Source organism: Solimonas sp. K1W22B-7 (genome assembly GCF_003428335.1).
GTDB lineage: Bacteria > Pseudomonadota > Gammaproteobacteria > Nevskiales > Nevskiaceae > Solimonas_A.
The window spans coordinates 688105-703096 of record NZ_CP031704.1 but is presented as its reverse complement, the minus strand read 5'-3'; the positions used below and the strand labels follow the sequence as shown (position 1 = coordinate 703096).

At 67.7% G+C, this 14992-nt stretch carries 16 protein-coding genes; 2 read left to right on the top strand and 14 right to left on the bottom strand.

Annotation, left to right across the window (positions count from 1 at the left end):
* Positions 1–103: 103 nt before the first annotated feature.
* From D0B54_RS03515 to D0B54_RS03505, 3 genes are read right to left on the bottom strand one after another with little or no spacing between them, the layout of a single operon-like run.
* On the bottom strand, positions 104–1096 hold the full coding sequence (locus D0B54_RS03515) for a glutathione S-transferase family protein (protein WP_117289231.1): 993 nt from the start codon (positions 1094–1096) through the stop codon (positions 104–106).
* Positions 1093–2217, bottom strand: coding sequence for a glutathione S-transferase family protein (locus D0B54_RS03510; protein WP_117289229.1), 1125 nt, complete (start codon positions 2215–2217; stop codon positions 1093–1095). The genes D0B54_RS03515 and D0B54_RS03510 overlap by 4 nt, the downstream gene beginning before the upstream one ends.
* Positions 2218–2227: 10 nt before the next feature.
* Positions 2228–3331 carry a glutathione S-transferase family protein gene (locus D0B54_RS03505; RefSeq protein ID WP_162932166.1) on the bottom strand — a complete coding sequence of 368 codons (1104 nt, stop codon included), beginning with the start codon at positions 3329–3331 and terminating at the stop codon, positions 2228–2230.
* A gap of 112 nt (positions 3332–3443) precedes the next feature.
* Between D0B54_RS03505 and D0B54_RS03500 the strand changes: the two genes are divergently transcribed.
* Positions 3444–4712: a DsbA family protein gene (locus D0B54_RS03500; protein WP_117289225.1), complete on the top strand. Its 1269-nt coding sequence runs from the start codon at positions 3444–3446 to the stop codon at positions 4710–4712.
* A gap of 87 nt (positions 4713–4799) precedes the next feature.
* On the opposite strand, the gene D0B54_RS03495 is transcribed toward D0B54_RS03500, so the two are convergent.
* Genes D0B54_RS03495 through D0B54_RS03465 form a run of 7 tightly spaced genes read right to left on the bottom strand, consistent with a single transcriptional unit; the run spans position 4800 to position 9286 of the window.
* The gene (locus D0B54_RS03495; RefSeq protein ID WP_117289223.1) at positions 4800–5282 is read right to left on the bottom strand and encodes an SseB family protein; all 483 of its coding nucleotides are present in this window, start codon (positions 5280–5282) and stop codon (positions 4800–4802) included.
* A 12-nt stretch (positions 5283–5294) separates the two neighbouring features.
* Positions 5295–6179 (bottom strand): DUF7079 family protein, encoded by an 885-nt coding sequence (locus D0B54_RS03490; RefSeq protein ID WP_117289221.1) that lies wholly within the window; start codon positions 6177–6179, stop codon positions 5295–5297.
* Entirely contained in the window at positions 6176–6982 is an 807-nt protein-coding gene (locus D0B54_RS03485) for an alpha/beta fold hydrolase (RefSeq protein ID WP_117289219.1), read from the bottom strand. Before D0B54_RS03485 ends, D0B54_RS03490 begins: the two co-directional genes overlap by 4 nt.
* 47 nt (positions 6983–7029) lie before the next feature.
* Complete coding sequence (locus tag D0B54_RS03480; protein WP_205527258.1) at positions 7030–7662, bottom strand: hypothetical protein; 633 nt, start codon at positions 7660–7662, stop codon at positions 7030–7032.
* 31 nt (positions 7663–7693) lie between these two features.
* Entirely contained in the window at positions 7694–8476 is a 783-nt protein-coding gene (locus tag D0B54_RS03475; RefSeq protein ID WP_117289217.1) for a DUF899 domain-containing protein, read from the bottom strand.
* Entirely contained in the window at positions 8469–8960 is a 492-nt protein-coding gene (locus tag D0B54_RS03470; protein WP_117289215.1) for an SRPBCC family protein, read from the bottom strand. Before D0B54_RS03470 ends, D0B54_RS03475 begins: the two co-directional genes overlap by 8 nt.
* Positions 8957–9286, bottom strand: coding sequence for an ArsR/SmtB family transcription factor (locus tag D0B54_RS03465; RefSeq protein ID WP_117289213.1), 330 nt, complete (start codon positions 9284–9286; stop codon positions 8957–8959). Before D0B54_RS03465 ends, D0B54_RS03470 begins: the two co-directional genes overlap by 4 nt.
* Positions 9287–9557: 271 nt before the next feature.
* On the opposite strand from D0B54_RS03465, the gene roxB reads away from it, so the two are divergent.
* Complete coding sequence (gene roxB / locus D0B54_RS03460) at positions 9558–11966, top strand: rubber dioxygenase RoxB (protein ID WP_117289211.1); 2409 nt, start codon at positions 9558–9560, stop codon at positions 11964–11966.
* A gap of 132 nt (positions 11967–12098) precedes the next feature.
* Here the strand turns inward: roxB and D0B54_RS03455 are convergent, their stop codons facing one another.
* The 4 genes from D0B54_RS03455 to D0B54_RS03440 form a co-directional block, all read right to left on the bottom strand.
* Positions 12099–12749, bottom strand: coding sequence for a class I SAM-dependent methyltransferase (locus tag D0B54_RS03455; RefSeq protein WP_117289209.1), 651 nt, complete (start codon positions 12747–12749; stop codon positions 12099–12101).
* 304 nt (positions 12750–13053) lie between these two features.
* A complete protein-coding gene (locus tag D0B54_RS03450) occupies positions 13054–13704 on the bottom strand; it encodes a class I SAM-dependent methyltransferase (RefSeq protein ID WP_117289207.1) in 651 nt (216 codons plus the stop codon).
* Positions 13705–13882: 178 nt separating this feature from the next.
* Complete coding sequence (locus D0B54_RS03445) at positions 13883–14161, bottom strand: hypothetical protein (RefSeq protein ID WP_117289205.1); 279 nt, start codon at positions 14159–14161, stop codon at positions 13883–13885.
* 127 nt (positions 14162–14288) lie between these two features.
* The gene (locus D0B54_RS03440) at positions 14289–14801 is read right to left on the bottom strand and encodes a hypothetical protein (protein ID WP_117289203.1); all 513 of its coding nucleotides are present in this window, start codon (positions 14799–14801) and stop codon (positions 14289–14291) included.
* Between the last annotated feature and the right edge of the window lie 191 nt (positions 14802–14992).

The window sequence follows — 14992 nt, the reverse complement described above, 5'->3', positions numbered from 1 at the left end:
GCGATGAAGGTCCATCGCGGCTAACAGCCGCTCCTACGGGTACATCAACCCCGTAGCCCGGTTTCGCGGAGCGAAGCCGGGAGCAGCCCGGGCTATGAAAAGACTATTGCAGATACCCCAGACACCCCGTCTTCTCCATCACCCCCTCCAGCCCCGCCCGCGCCTCCGCCGGCAACTCCGCCCAGCGCCGCCGGATATCCGCAAAGCACTTCGCCTGGTACGCAAACGGCTGCTGCGCATAGCCGCGCCCGCGGATCCGCACGCTGAATTCCTTTTCGCCCTTCTCCATCGCCTGCGCATTGGCGAGCAGGAACGGCAGGTATTCCGCCCCCACCATCTCCAGCAGCGCCTCGCGCACCGCGGCACCACGCTCCGGCTTCCATTCACCATCGACGCCCGAGGCATCGTCCAGCGTGATCACCCAGGCCTCCACGGCCGGCGCCCGCTCGCGGCAGAGGCGCTGCGGCCAGGGGTCGATCACCAGCTGCGACAGCTGGCCGTAGATGCCGAAGTCCGCCAGCGACGGACGACTGCCGAACAGGTAGTGCTGGCCGCCAACGTAGGGGCCGAGGATGTCGAGCAGGCGCGCGTAGCTGGCCTCGATTACCGGCGCGTTCTCCGGCGTGCAGCCCACCATGCCCATGCGGCCGCGCTGGCGGTCATGGAACATCTTCGCCATCTGGTCGTGCACCTTGCCGGTGGCGGAGGGGATCGCGTCGCTGACGATCCAGTGGCTGGCCCACAGCGCGGTGGCATCCTCGTGCCAGCGGTAGTGGAACATCAGCTTGGTCAGCCACTCGTCGGCGAAGTCCTCGAGCAGATGGCAGAGGAAGGCCTCGGCCGCGCCCGGCGGGATGATGGAGCGCTCCGCGTGGCGCTGCTCCAGCAGGTAGGCCAGCGGCGTGGAATCCACGCGCAGCTCGCCGCTCTCCGGCAACTGCAGCACCGGGATCAGCTTGGGTTTCACCTGTGCGATTTCCGGCAGCGTCTCCGGCGTGCCGGCCTTCCAGACATGCGGCAGGCGGCGGTAGCGCAGGATGGCGCGCAGCTTGCGCGAGTAGGGCGAAGGGTTGCCACCATAGATGCGATAGGTCATTCGGAATCCCAGGGTGTGCCAGCAAAATAGAAGCGCAGGCGCTGCAGGGCCGTCACCTGCCGCGCCTGCGCCAGCGCGGTGTCGATGAGGGGCAGATCCGGCGCAGCACTGCGGCGGCGCAACTGGCCGACGATAGCATTGCCGAGCCGCTGGTCCACGCGCTGCCGCGGCACCGGATCGAGCGACTCGTACGCGCGCTGTAGTGTCAGCAGGCAGCGCGCGCGATAGCGCACCGCCGGCAGATCCGGGTAGGCGATGTCGCCGTAGTGGCCGGAGAAGCGTTTCTGCCCGGCAGCCACCGACGCCGCGTTGTCGTGCAGGTACGGCAGGTAGGCCTTGCCGATATCGGCGAACACCGGGTCCCAGGCGGCATCGGAGAAATCGTCCGGCGCGCCGTCCCCCCATTCCTCTTCCCCGCTGTTCCAGACGCGGGACACCCAGGCCCAGACGCGTGGCGCCTGCGCGGCCATCAGCGCCGCAGGTCGCGGGTCCTGGGCGTAGTGGCGCAGCATCGGCCCGCACCAGGCGATGTCCACCAGGCTGGGCCGGTCGCCCAGCAGGTAGCGGCGATTCGCCAGCAGGCCCTCCAGCCATTGCAGCGCCTGTGGATACAGGGCCGCGATGGCATCGAAGTTCTGCGCCCGCACGCCGTCGCCGCGCAGGAAGATGCGCTGCTGGCGCTTGCGGAAGTAGACCGCCATGCCCGCTGCCGGGTGGATCGTGCCGCGCGACAGCTCCTCGCCCAGGCGGCTACCGAGGTAACGCGCGTTGTCCGGCCAGGCCCAGCGCCAGAACATCGCCGGGCGCCACTGCCACTCGTCGCAGTAGTCCTCCACCAGTGTTGAAAGAAAGGCCGTGCAAGGATCCGCCGGCAGCAGCGGCCGCTGCGGGTGCTCCGCGTCGAGCCAGCGCAGCAACGGCGTGCTGTCGAACAGCCACTGACCATCGTCGCGCCGCACGGCCGGCACCTTCATCCAGCCGGTGTTGGGCAGCACCTCGCGCAGCAGCGTGTCGCTGGACACGGACACGCGCTCGTAGGCGATGCGCTTGGCGCGCAGCGCGGCTTCCAGCTTGCCGCTGAAATAGGAGACGTCGGACAGGTAGACGCGGTAGCGCGTCATGGCCGGGTGCTCAGCGCTCGACCTTCACGTGCAGCCCCATCCGCTTCAGCCGCACCCCCAGATCCAGGCGCATGGCCTGCGGCGCGCCCAGTGCGGCGGCCCAGGCATCGACGCCGGCCTGGTCCTGCGCGGACAGCGCGCGGTAGGCATCCAGCACACGCTGCACCATCCACAGCGTGTAGGGCATCGCGGCACGGCTGAAGCGGCCCTTGCCCATCGGGAACTCGATCATGCCCAGGGCGCGCGGCAGGCGCGCGCGGCCCGGCGGCATCGCCCTGAGCGAGGCCTGCACTTCGTCGCGGATGCCTTCCACCATCGGGTAAAACTCGCCGAACACGGCGTCGAACAGCGGCCGGAGCGTCTCCGGGATCGCGTCGTCGGCCAGGAACTCGCCGCTGCCGGCCTGCGGCGCATTCATGCGCTCGATCCAGGCCTTGAGGTGCGGCCGCGGCCCCACCAGGTGCTGCTTCGGCCAGGGGTCACGGCCCAGGTGCCCGTACATCGGCCCGATCAGGCCGAAGTCCGCCACCGAGGGCCGCGTGCCGAACAGGAAGGGCAGGGTCGCGAAGTGCCGGTCGAGCACGTCGAGCATGTCCTCGGTCCAGCGCTCCATCACCGCGCGCTGCTCCGGCACCACGCCCACCGCCGGCAGGTAGCCGCGCATCTTGTTGGCCACGTAGGCCGCCAGGCGGTTCTTCACCGCGCGCGGGAACCAGGGCAGCAGGCCGTCGCCGCTGTCGCGCTCGAAAAGCTTGTAGTTCTCCGGGTAGATCCAGCGGTAGTGCATCGCCGGCGGAATCCACCACTCGTCGGCCCAGGCCTCCAGCAGCAGCGCCGCGATGCGCTGGCGCGGGGTGGCCGGCGTCACCGGGGCCTGCGGGAAGCGCCGCTCGATCTCCTCGGCGATGTCCGTGGTGTCCTGCAGCCACTCGCCTTCCGGCGTCACCACCACCGGCATCACCGCCGCCCCGGTCTTGCGCGGGATCTTCCACATCAGCGTCAGCGCGTCGACCGGATGATCGACGAAGGGCACGCCCTTGTAGCGCAGGTAGGCGCGGGTCTTGCCGCTGAAGAAGGACAGATGCCAGCCATGCATCACGTAAGGTTTCGCCACGGGCCACTCCCCCATTCCGAAGAGGCCGGATCGAGCCGGCCTTCCATTGATATTTACACTATGTAAACTATAGCCCTGGAAACGGTCAAGAACCCCGGAGACAGTCGCTCCCATGAATGCAGCCAGTCACGCCGCCACGGCCCTGCCCGAGGCCGGGCTCCGGCCCAGCCTCAAGTCGCGCGTGGCCGAGCGCGTCGCCCGCTCCGGCAACCCCCTGGCGCGCCTGCGGGCCGGCCGCGAGCTGGAGCTGTACTACGAGGCCGGCGACCCCCACTCCCAGCTCTGCGCCGCCCTGGCGCGGCGCCTGCTGCCACGGCTGGCCATCCCCCTGCGCGTTTACCTGGTGCCCGCGCCCGATCCGGGCCTGTATTCGGAGGAGGCGCGCCAGCGCGCCTTCGCCGCCACCGACGCCGCGCGCATCGCGCCCTGCCACGGCCTGCCGGCGCCGCTGGCCCTGTCGCCCGGGCAGGCCCGGCAGTTGCAGACGAGGCTTGCCGCCGCCGGCGACGCCGCGGGCTTCCTTGCCGCGGAGCTCGCCGCGCTGCAGGACCTCGCCGCCGGCCGCGAGCCCACTGGCCCACAGGCCGATGCGGCGGCCGTGGAGAAACTGCTGCAGGCCAACGCCGCGCGGCGCCTGAAGCTGGCGCACTACCTGCCGGCGATGTGGCAATACCGCGGCGAGTGGTTCTGGGCACTGGACCGCCTGGAATTCCTGCAGGCGCGCATGGCCGCCGACGGCGCGCTGCGCGACAACGCGCCGCTGTCCACGCTGGATGCCACGCGCCTGCCCGAGGCCGCCGCACCCGCCGGCACGCCGCTGGAGTTCTGGTTCAGCTTCCGCAGCCCGTATTCCTATGTCGCCGCCGTGGAACTGCTGCGCCGCCGCGCCGCGGGCCACCGCCCGCCGCTGCAGATGCGCCCGGTACTGCCGATGGTGATGCGCGGCCTGCCGGTGCCGACGATCAAGCGCCTCTACATCGTGCGCGACGTGAAGCGCTGCGCCGACGCGCAGGGCATCCCCTTCGGCCGCATCCACGATCCGGTGGGCGAAGGCGCGCTGCGCCTGCTGACCGTATTCCCTCACGATGCCGATCCCGACACCCAGCTGCGCTACTGCGCCATCGCCGGGCAGACGGTGTGGGCGGAGGGGCTGGACGCCACGCGCGACGAGACGCTGCAAAGCATTTTCCAGCGCTGCGGACTGGACTGGGCGCCGGCCAGGGCCAAGCTCGCACTGGGCATCGACACGAGGTACGCCGAGGCCAACCGCGAGGCCTTGTTCGCGACAGGGCTCTGGGGCGTGCCGAGCTTCCGCGCCGGCGCCTTCACCACCTGGGGCCAGGACCGGATGTGGACACTGGAGAAAGTCGCAGGCGCCTGAAGAGCCAAACCCTTTTGTAGGAGCGGCTGTTAGCCGCGATCCAGGTTCGCAATGAATGGAAAGCGATGTCGCGGCTAACAGCCGCTCCTACGAGTTCGGTTCAGAATGCTTCAGCAGGAACTCCAGCAGCGGCCGCTCCATCGGCAGCGCGTTGTGCGCGGGGTTGATCACCACGCCATCATAGGTTTCGCCCTGCAGGGCCAGCGCCCAGGCGTCCCGCGCCGGCAGCACCCAGCCGGACACGCTCAGGTCCGTGTAGGTCTTGATCGCGGCCCAGTCGGTGAAGAGAACCAGGTAGTTCCGGCCCTCGCTCTCCGCCGAGAGCACTCCCAGCTTGCTGCCCTGCTCGACGGTCACCTGGCCCGGCTGGTCGCCGGGCGACTGGCTCAGGCCTTCCGTCAGCATGGCCGCGAGATAGTTCGCCCTCTGGATCTCGGCCAGCAGCGCGTCCTTGGCCTCATCGCTGTTCTCCGCCGCCACCCGCGCCATGGCTGCGACCAGCGCCGGGTTTTCGACCGGCGTGTCGAGATCCACCGGCGGGACGATCCCCGCATTCGTTTGTGATTCCATGGAGCAAGCCTCCTACGATTCGATAGCCCGCCGCAACAGCGGCTCCAGGCGCTCCCAGGCCGCCTCGGAAGAGGCCGGCAGCGGCACATCAAGATTCAGCTTCGACACCAGCACCCGTCCCTCCCGCACCTCGCCCGACAGCAGGCGCTGCGGATCGTCGATCAGCCTGCGATAGCGCTTGCGGTGATCGCTGTACTTGTCGCGGCTCACCACGCGTCCGCCGCAGGCCATGGCGTCCCGCAGCATCACGCCGTCCGCGCTCTTGCCGGAGGGGACCTCCACGCAATAGCGCGGATGCTGCAACAGGCGCTCGTACAGCTCGCGCTCCCCGCCCAGCCGGTAGCGCGCGCTCGCGTCGAAATACAGCACCACGTCGTGCCGCTCGGCCAGCAGTTGCGCCAGCAGCGTCAGCGGCAGGCGCAGCGACGGCGGGTTGCTGCGCCAGTAGGCCAGGTTGAGCGCGTCGACGAAGATGCGGCGCGGGCCGCGGGGTGAACGGGCGGCAACCGCGGCCCGCAGCACCCGCACCCGCGGGAGAACCTTGCGCCAGTGGCCGGCGGTGAAGTACCACAGCAGCGGAGCCCGCAGCCAGAGCAGCACTCGACGCAGGACACTGCCCCTGCGCAGCGCCTGGGCCCGGCAGCGCTCCACCAGCCACTTGGAATCGAAGCCCGCCCACTCGCCCGCGACGCCGGCGAGGTTCGCCGACACGGCCGGCGCCACTTCGTAGCGGTGAATGTCCCGGATCTCTTCCAGCGAATACGGCGACCGGGCCATGACCCCGGCGATGCGGTCGAAATCGGATTCCTGCAGCTCCGTGTCCAGCCAGAACTCCGAGAGCGCCTCCCAGACGGGCTTGCGCTGCTTCAGGTCGGCAGGGGTCAGGTCGGGGGTCATGACAGGAACCCCAGCACCGCGGCATTGAACCGTGCCGGGGCCGCGAGATTCATGGCATGACGGGCACCGGGGATCGTCACGCGCCGTGCCCCGGCGATGTTCGCCTGCAGCAGGTCCAGCAACTGCGGAAACGGCGGCGGCGTCAACTCTCCGCCGACCAGCAGGGTCGGCAGCTTCAGCGCCTCCAGGTCGGCGCGCGTGAAGGCCATGCGGGTTTCGCGGACCTGGCCGAGCAGGGTCTTCGCATTGGCCCGCGCCATGGTCTTGAACGACTGCACCGTGTACTTCCAGATCGGCGTGCCGCTGACGCTGTCGATGAAGTACGCCAGGCCGCCGTCGATGTCGCCGGCGGCGATGCGCTGTGCCGCCTCGCGCGTGCGCGCCATCACGTCCTCGGGACTGACACCGCCGATTTCGCCCAACGAGGCATCCGGCAAGCCGCCGGGCTCGGCCAGCACCAGCTTCCTCACCCACTGCGGCGCGCGCAGTGCGAGGCGGAAAGCGACATGGCCGCCGCGCGAGTGGCCGACCAGGTCCACCGGCCCTGCGTCCAGTGCCTCGATGAAGGCGGCGAGGTCATCGACATGCTGCTCGATGCTGTAGCCCTCGCCCTGCCCGTCCCAGGCCTCGGGCCAGCAGCGGCGCAGGCTGACGGCGATGGCCCGTCCGCGTTCACCGAGGGGCTGCATCTGCGGCGCCCAGTAGCGGTAGTCGCAGAGCGAGCCGTGGATCAGCAGGACCGGGCGACCGCTCCCGGCTTCGGCATAGGCCAGGTCGTAGCCGTTGGTGGGGAGCGTGGGCATCCCGCCATTTTACCTGGGGCGTCAGGGGCTGTTAGCACTACGGCAATTCAGGGGCGCAGCGTCACCAGCAGCAGTCCGGTAACGGCCAGCATCGCAGTCCAGGCCTGCCGCGGCGCGGTGCCGCTCATCAGGCGCGGATAGCGCGCGGCACCGCGGCACAGGCCGCCGGCGATGACACCGCTGGTCGCCAGCATGGCGGCCATGTGGACACCGACCGCCGCCAGCGCCAGGGGCAGGGAGCCGGATGCGCCGATCGCACGCGCCGGGTTGTCGGCCAGGCACAGCGGCAGCAAGGCCGGAACCAGCATCATGCCGGCACCGTGCGAAGTGGCCATCAGGAAGGACCAGAGGGCGATGCCAGCCTGGCTCGCCGGTGCGCCGATGGAGGCATGCGGCCCTGCCCGCCCCAGCAGCCGATGCGCGGCAGCAGCCAGCAGCAGCGCACCGGCCAGGCCCTGCACCAGGCCGCGGTCCATCGCCAGGCCCGCCGCGAAAACGCAGATCACCACCGCGATCGATGCCGCGTGCCCGGTAGCGATGGACAGCAGTGCCAGGGGTACCCGCCCCGCATCGCGCTCGCGCAGGCCCCAGGCGAGGGCGAACATCCAGCCGTTGGCCGGGCTCAGCCCATGCAGTGCGCCGAGCCCGGCGACGACCATCCACGGCCATAGGCCTGCCATGGCAGCTGCATCCGCGCGCGGCGGCCCGGGCTCAGGCCTGCGACTTGCAGCAGGAGCCACCCGCGGCGTGCACGGGCGGCGCCGTCTCGTAGCGGTCGTGGTGGCGCACCCAGGCCATGGTGAACGGCAGTTGGTCCTCGTCGCGGCCCCTGGGCACGAGGTCGAGCAGGTTGTAGGTGCCCATCATCACCTCCACGCCGCGCCCGTAGGTCGAGTAGGTGTGGAAGACATGGCCCGCGTCGTCCCTGTAGAACACGCTGACGCCGGGCATCTCCTCCTGCATGAAACGCTGTCTGGCGTAGTTGTAGTGGACCTCGTCCCGGGCCTTCTCCTCCGGCGTGAAGGAGACGCAGAAGTCCCGGTTGAAGTCGGTGCCGTGGGAGGACACCCACTTGAACTTCCAGCCCATGCGCTGGCGGAAGCGCTCGATCTCGGGCAGCGGCGCGCGCGAGATCGCCAGCAGCGTCACGTCGCGCTGCGCCAAGTGCGGATTCGCGCCGTCGCTGTGGTCGGCCATGTAGGAGCAGCTCTTGCAGCCCTGCTCCCAGCCCGGACCGAGCATGAAGTGCTGCACCAGCAGCTGGCGGCGGCCGTCGAACAGCCCGGCCAGGGTGCGCGGGCCCTCGGGCGTGTCGAAGACGTAGTCCTTCTCCATGCGCACCCAGGGCAGCGCCCGGCGCTCGCGGGCCACCTGGTCGCCCAGGCGCGTCAGTTCCTTCTCGCGCAGCAGCAGCGCTTTGCGCGCGGCGATCCACTGCTCCTGCGACACCACGGGATGATGGGCGAAGCTGTTGTCGGCAACGATGCTATCCATGGCTCTTCTTCGCCTCCTTCGTGTCCTGTTCACCCGACATGGCGCCGATCTGCTGCAGCACCTTGGGCCAGCCATTGCTCATCTTGCTGAACGCCGAGTGGTTCTTCGGCAGGCGGAAGCCGGAATGCACCAGCCGCAACCTTGTGCCGAGATCCGAGCGGCTGAGCGTGAACGTCACCACCGTCTCCAGGCGCGAGCCGTACTCGGCATTGGATTCGTGCCCGCCTTGCCAGGAGTAGACCAGGCGCTCGTTCGGCACCACCTCCAGCACCTGGCACTGGATCACGCCGTCCCACTGGCCGGCCGGCGTGGTCTGATAGCTGAACTGCTTGCCCGGCACCGGCTCGAAGCCGCGGGGCACCATCAGCCAGCGGCCCATCAGCTCTGCCGTGGTCAGCGTCTTCCACAGCACGTCGGGCGTGTGCGGAAACACTTCGTCGACCACGATCTCGCGGGTCTCGGTCATCGTCGCTGCATCGTTCACGGATCAATCTCCTTGAGTAGCGACCGCAGGGTGTCGAAGCGGTCGCGCCAGAACACGGCGTAGTGGCTCATCCAGTCCATCAGCGGCGCCAGGCCCTCGGGCTCGGCGCGGTAGTACACATGCCGCCCTTCCGGGCGCTCCGCCACCAGCCCGGCCAGCTTCAGCGTCTTGAGGTGCTGCGAGATGGCGCCCTGCGTCACCCCGCTGCCGCGCGTGAGTTCGACCACGCTGATCTCGTCGGTGCTGACGATCCGCTCGAACACGGCCCGCCGCGTGGGGTCGGCGAGCGTGCGCATGACGGTGTTGATGGAGGTAGCCTGGTTCATGGGAAATACATTAGTTGTTGCTAATTCATAAGTCAACACTAATTATTTGACCTTTGTCGAGAAAGCCGAGCAGCCCTGTCATGGCGAGCCCCGACGAGGGCCAGTCGCCGCGCGCGGACAGACTCATTTTTTGCTTCCAGATCAATAACTTGTCTCACCATCCACGAGCCTTCCGCAGCGGCGGTCCCGGGGTGGGCAATCCGAGTGGTGCCGAGTACTTGCTCGGTTTACCTTAGGACGCACACCATCGCTGTTGCCGTGGAGGAGAGCCATGAGCCCGCGAGACCTGAACAACCGGCGTCTGCTGGCGGCTTTCTGCGCCGTATTCCTTCTGTCCGCCTGCGGCGAGTACGGCGGGCGCAGCGGCCCGGCCAGCGGTGGCGGCGGCCCCCGCGGCAGCGGCGAGGTCAAGAACTGCGACCAGCTGTTTGCGCAGCGCGTGCAGCCGCGGCTCGACTTCTGCCGCAGCTGCCACATCCCGGGCGGCGTCGCCGACGTGCCTGACGGCAAGCTGTTCCAGCTGTCCGGCAACAAGGCGCAGGACTCCAGCCTGCTGCGCGCCTCCTGGGAGCGCCTGGGCGGCAACGCCGGCGGCCCCTCGCGCATCCTCAAGATGGCCTCGGGCACCGACACGCGCTCGCACAGCGGCGGCACGCCCTGGCCGGTGGGCAGCGACGCCTACAAGGAAATGGACGCGCTGCTGCGCGGCTATCTCGATCCTGCCGCCTGCGCGCTTGGCAATCTCGGCGCCATCACCGAGTTTCCACTGCTCGCCGGCCCGCGCGGCGGCGGCCCCTGGTCCAACTTCTGCGCCGGCAAGGCCGACAGCGCCGTGCTGCCGGTGGACCCGCGCACGCTGATCGTGCCCGGCGTCAACCAGGGCAAGGCCGTGGCCTTCAACGCCCACTGGAAGTCCTGCGACAACGTCGTGGCGCGGCCCAAGACCTGCGGTGAAATGCGCGAGCAGGCCAGGCTGGGCCTGTTCGTCGGCCACGGCCAGGGCGAGACCGGCACGCCGCTGAGTTTCGCCGGCGGCAACGACAACCCCGCCGGCCTCTCCGCCGAGAAGTACAACAATCTCTGGGATTCCGCCTGGGGCCTGGACGAGCGGCCCGACAACTTCGACGAGCTGGTGGCCGAGCGCTACGGCTCGCCGCGCAGCCTGGTGCGCAATCCCTACCCGCTGCCCGGCGAAGACCCCAACGCCAGCAACGGCGGCAGCGGCCAGCTGCCGATGGTGTTCACGCAGATCCGCAAGGCCGATGGCACATGGACCGGTGAGATCGGCCAGAAAGTCTGCCTGTTCTGCCACAACGGCCAGCTCGGCACGACCGCCGACGGCCCCGGCATGGGGCCGCAACTCGGCGGTGCCGGCAGCATCGGCGACTTCTCCGTCGCCAGCTCCGATTTCAGCAAGGCCGAGGGCCTCACCGGCCTGGGCGTGAACACCGCGATCTCCGCGGTCACGCTCTCCACCAACCGCGGCAGCGGCGCGATCGACTTCTTCCAGCTCGCCTTCATCCTGTTCAGCAACGGCGACCCCAGGCTGCTGCTCAACGACAAGATCGTGTTCAGCCAGGCCATCGGCAACATCAAGAGCCCGCCCTGGTGGAACCTCGCCTACCGCCCGCAGAAATTCCACGGCGCCGTCCTGCCCACCGACTCCTCGCGCATCGACCTGGCCGCGTACTACGACCTGGCCAAGAGCCTGACCGGCGGCGGCACCGAGGCACTGGCCTGGATGGACGCACACTCCGGCCCCTTCCAGACCTGGGCCGAAACCCTGCCGCCGCCGCGCTATCCACGCGCCATCGACACCGCGCTGGCCGAGCAGGGCGCCATCCTGTTCCACTCCAAGAATCTCTGGGACGCAAACCTGCACAACCCGGTGCCGCGCCCGGACATGGGCAACGGCTCCTGCGCCAGCTGCCATGGCGCGTACTCGCCGCGCTACGTCAACGACCCGAGCTACCTGGATACGCCGCAGCTCGCCGGTGTCGCCGCCTACACCGTGCCCACCTCGGTCATCGGCACCGACCCGGTCTACGCCGAGGCCATGCAGAGCCTGCGCAACGCCGACGGCAGCGTCAGCCCCGCAATCCTCAACCAGTCGGTGGTGTCCTGCGGCCTGGGCAATGCCGGCTACACCGAGGGCAACACGCCGATCCTGCTGGCCCCGCCGCTGTGGGGCATCTGGGCCGCCGCGCCCTACTTCCACAACGGCGCCGTGCCCAACATCTGGGGCGTGCTCGACCCGGACAGCGAGCGCCCGCGCATCTGGAAGCGCGGGTCCACGCCCGCGCGTGCCGACCAGGACGGCAAGGTGGTGATGGGCTTCGACACCGACCTGCAGCGCGGCTACGACTTCGACAAGCTCGGCTGGAAGTACGACGAGATTCCCTGCGGCGCCGCCGGCAGCCAGCCCTACCTCGCCTGCAACCCGATCAGCCCCAACACGCCCTCACCGGTGCAGCAGATCCTGGGCAACATCTACACCCTGGTCGGCCTCACCTGGAACCTGCCGCGGCCGCAGGGCCTGACGATGACCCGGCAGGACATCGAGAACCGCAAGATCTACAACAGCAACCTTTACAGCCAGGGCAACCAGGGTCACGCGTTCACGGCGGTGCTGACGGATCAGGAGCGCAGGGCGATCATCGAGTATCTGAAGACGCTTTGACGGATTCACGTAGGGCGGGACTGTGCTCTTCTCCACCGGGTCGCGAGCAAGCTCGCTCCTACACAAGAGGGAGTTCCGTATTTTTCAAGCTGCGTCCCGCGAATGGAGTGCGGCCGCCCATCGCCCGTTGCATCAACGGCAGTAACGCAGCACCCGTCCCTTGAAGGGATTGAGCAGATAGTCCGTGTTCCCTGGCCTGCTGTAGCTGCTCGAGTACCCAAGCTGCTCCATCCTGCGGCTGAACTGCATATGCCAATTCCGACCGGGATCGACGATCAGCACCTCGCAGGGACGGCCGGCATGCTGGTCGATAAAGGCCGACAGCAATCCGACATTGTCACCCTCGTAGAGCAGGTCGCTGCCGACGATCAGGTCGAAGATGCCCAGGTCGGTGCACTGATCACCCCAGCCCGTGCGCACGAACGGGATCGCAGGTCCGCCATTCATGCGAACGTTTTCCGCAAGAAAAAACTCTGCTTCCGGGTGATAGTCGGTGGCCGTCACATCGGCCCGGCGGCCGTTCAGTACCAGGCTGGTCAAGCCGATGCCGCAGCCCACTTCGAGAATCCGCTTGCCGGCGATGTCGTAGCTGTTCATCAGGTGGGCCAGCACCTCGCTGGAATCCCACACCACGCCAAACAGCGGCCAGCTCGACAGGGGAACGCCAAGGCGCTCGGCAGCACCTTCGTCCTCACCGACCTGTTGCAGATCGCGCAGCGTGCGCAGATGGATATCGGCGCCCTCGAACTCCAGGGTCCGGTAGCGGATACGCAGTGGTGTCATGGCAGGTCCCGGCCAGGCTTTGCATTGGCGGCGCCAACAGCCTTGCAGCCGGGACGAGGCGGCGGAACGGAATCGTTCGACCGCCTGCAGTAGACCACGAAATGGAAACGGCAGGATTTGACCGCTGGCTTCAAGCCGGGAATTCGAGGGCCAGGCTCACGCAAGGCATCTGTGGCGGCACAGCATGGCGCGCCAACTCAAGCCGGTTCCGGACGCAAGGCTCCTGCGAAACATTATCGCGCCTTTCGCCACAAACTCCTAACGGAACTCCGTATTTCTTCGAGCCGGGCCCGCGGCCTCGCCATCAACGCTTGTAGCGCAGGATCTTGCCTTCGAAGGGATTGAGCAGGTATTCCGTATTCTCGGGCACGCTGGAACTGCTGCTGTAGCCCAGCTGCTCCATCTTCTCGCTGAAGTGCGTCTGCCACCTTCTGCCCGGGTCGACCATCAGCACTTCGCAGCTGGGGGCGGCATGCCGGTCGATGAAGGCCGCCAGCATTCCGAGGTCGGCGAGTTCGTAGATCAGATCGCTGCCGATGATCAGGTCGAACCTGCCCAGGTCCGTGTCCTGATCCTGCCAGCCGGTACGCACGAACGGAATTTCGCGACCGCCATTCAGGCGCACGTTTTCGGCGAGAAAATTCGCCACTTCAGGGTGATAGTCGGTGGCCGTCACATCGGCCCCGCGGCTGTTCAGCACCAGGCTCGCCAGGGCGATGCCGCAGCCCACTTCGAGAATCCGCTTGCCGGCGATGTCATAGCTGCTCATGAGATGGGCCAGCACCTGGCCGGAGTCCCAGATCACACCAAACAGCGGCCAGCTCGGCAGGGGAATCCCCAGGCGCTCGGCTTCGCCGGTGTCGTCACTGAACTGCTGAAGATCGCGCAAGGTGCGCAGATGGATGTCGGCGCAGCTGAACTCAAGGGTCTGGTAACTAACGCGCAGTGATGGCATGACAGGTCCCGGCCAGGGGTGATGGATGGCGCCTGCAGCTCTGAAGCCGGGACGAGGGGCGGATCGGAAAAACTCCGCGGCGGATGATACACCACGAAATGGCCCCGCCTGGGTTCTTTGCCTTCCAAGGCCCACGTTCGCTCAGGTTCTGCAGTGCGGAAGCATCCCCCCTTCCGCTTCACAAAGGTGTCTTGCTCTTGGTCTCGAAAACGTACTCCATGAGTGCCGCAAGAATTGCTACCAGAAAGTTCTCCAGCAGCAGGAATCCAAGTGCCGCCATGAACCCCGTGAAGTACCAGACATACTTGAAGGAAAGGTGCTCAACGACCCCGTCACTGGGCACCAGCTGCAGCCACCCGAACCAAGTGATTGCGGCCAGCGGAAATGCGAAGAGCGCCGAGCCAAAAGCGACCGCTATGCGATCCGTGAGGGTGGCCGCCTTACGTCGTTCTCTCATGCTCGCTCCTTTACGACCGACGCGAATTTGATCTCAGGCACTTACCCACTGGAAATTTACAGGGGAGCAAGCGGGGCTATCCAGCTCGTGTTGGGCGGGTCTTGACCCGCCGTTCGCGACAGGCGGGTCAAGGACCCGCCCTACCTGCACTTTTCCTGAACAGCCCGCCGCGATATCCACGCGACGACTGGATGGCCCAGGCGGGCACCACAATGGCGTTCACGACCATGAAGACTGCGAAGACCTTGAGCGTGGTTTCAACCCAGGGGACCCCAATCAGTTCCGGACGAGGCCCGAACAGGGCGCGATCTGCCAGCACCAGCAAGAGCGGCCAAGCCATCAGGAACGGCAGAAGGACATAGGTTTTCAGGTACGTGACCAGTATCTCCCTGCCATCCCACAGCAGCCGCTGATGAACCACATAGAGGTCGTCCGAACCGTGACCGACGACCTCGGCGGGAAGGCCATCAGGAAGTGCGCGAAGCCGCTCCTTTTCGGAAGCCGTCAGCGCTCTCAATCGGTAGCGGTCCCAGGGAATGACCGGAACATAGAACAAGGTGAACCAGCTGGTGGCCGTCGAGTATTCCCCCTGGTGTTTCCAGCCATAGAACATCGTGCCGCAACCACTGATCTCGGCCATCTGCTGCCCTTGGGGACTCGTTCTTTCGATGAGACCATCCTGCCGCCCGGGATCAACCCCCGCAACCTGACGAACTCGTCAGGCGCGGAGAGGAAACAGGGACAGATCCGTCGCACCCCGGGTCCGGATCAGGCAGGTCACCCGCCAGCACCCCGTTTTTTCCATCGTCCTCGTCCTCCCTCCGGCCCCAA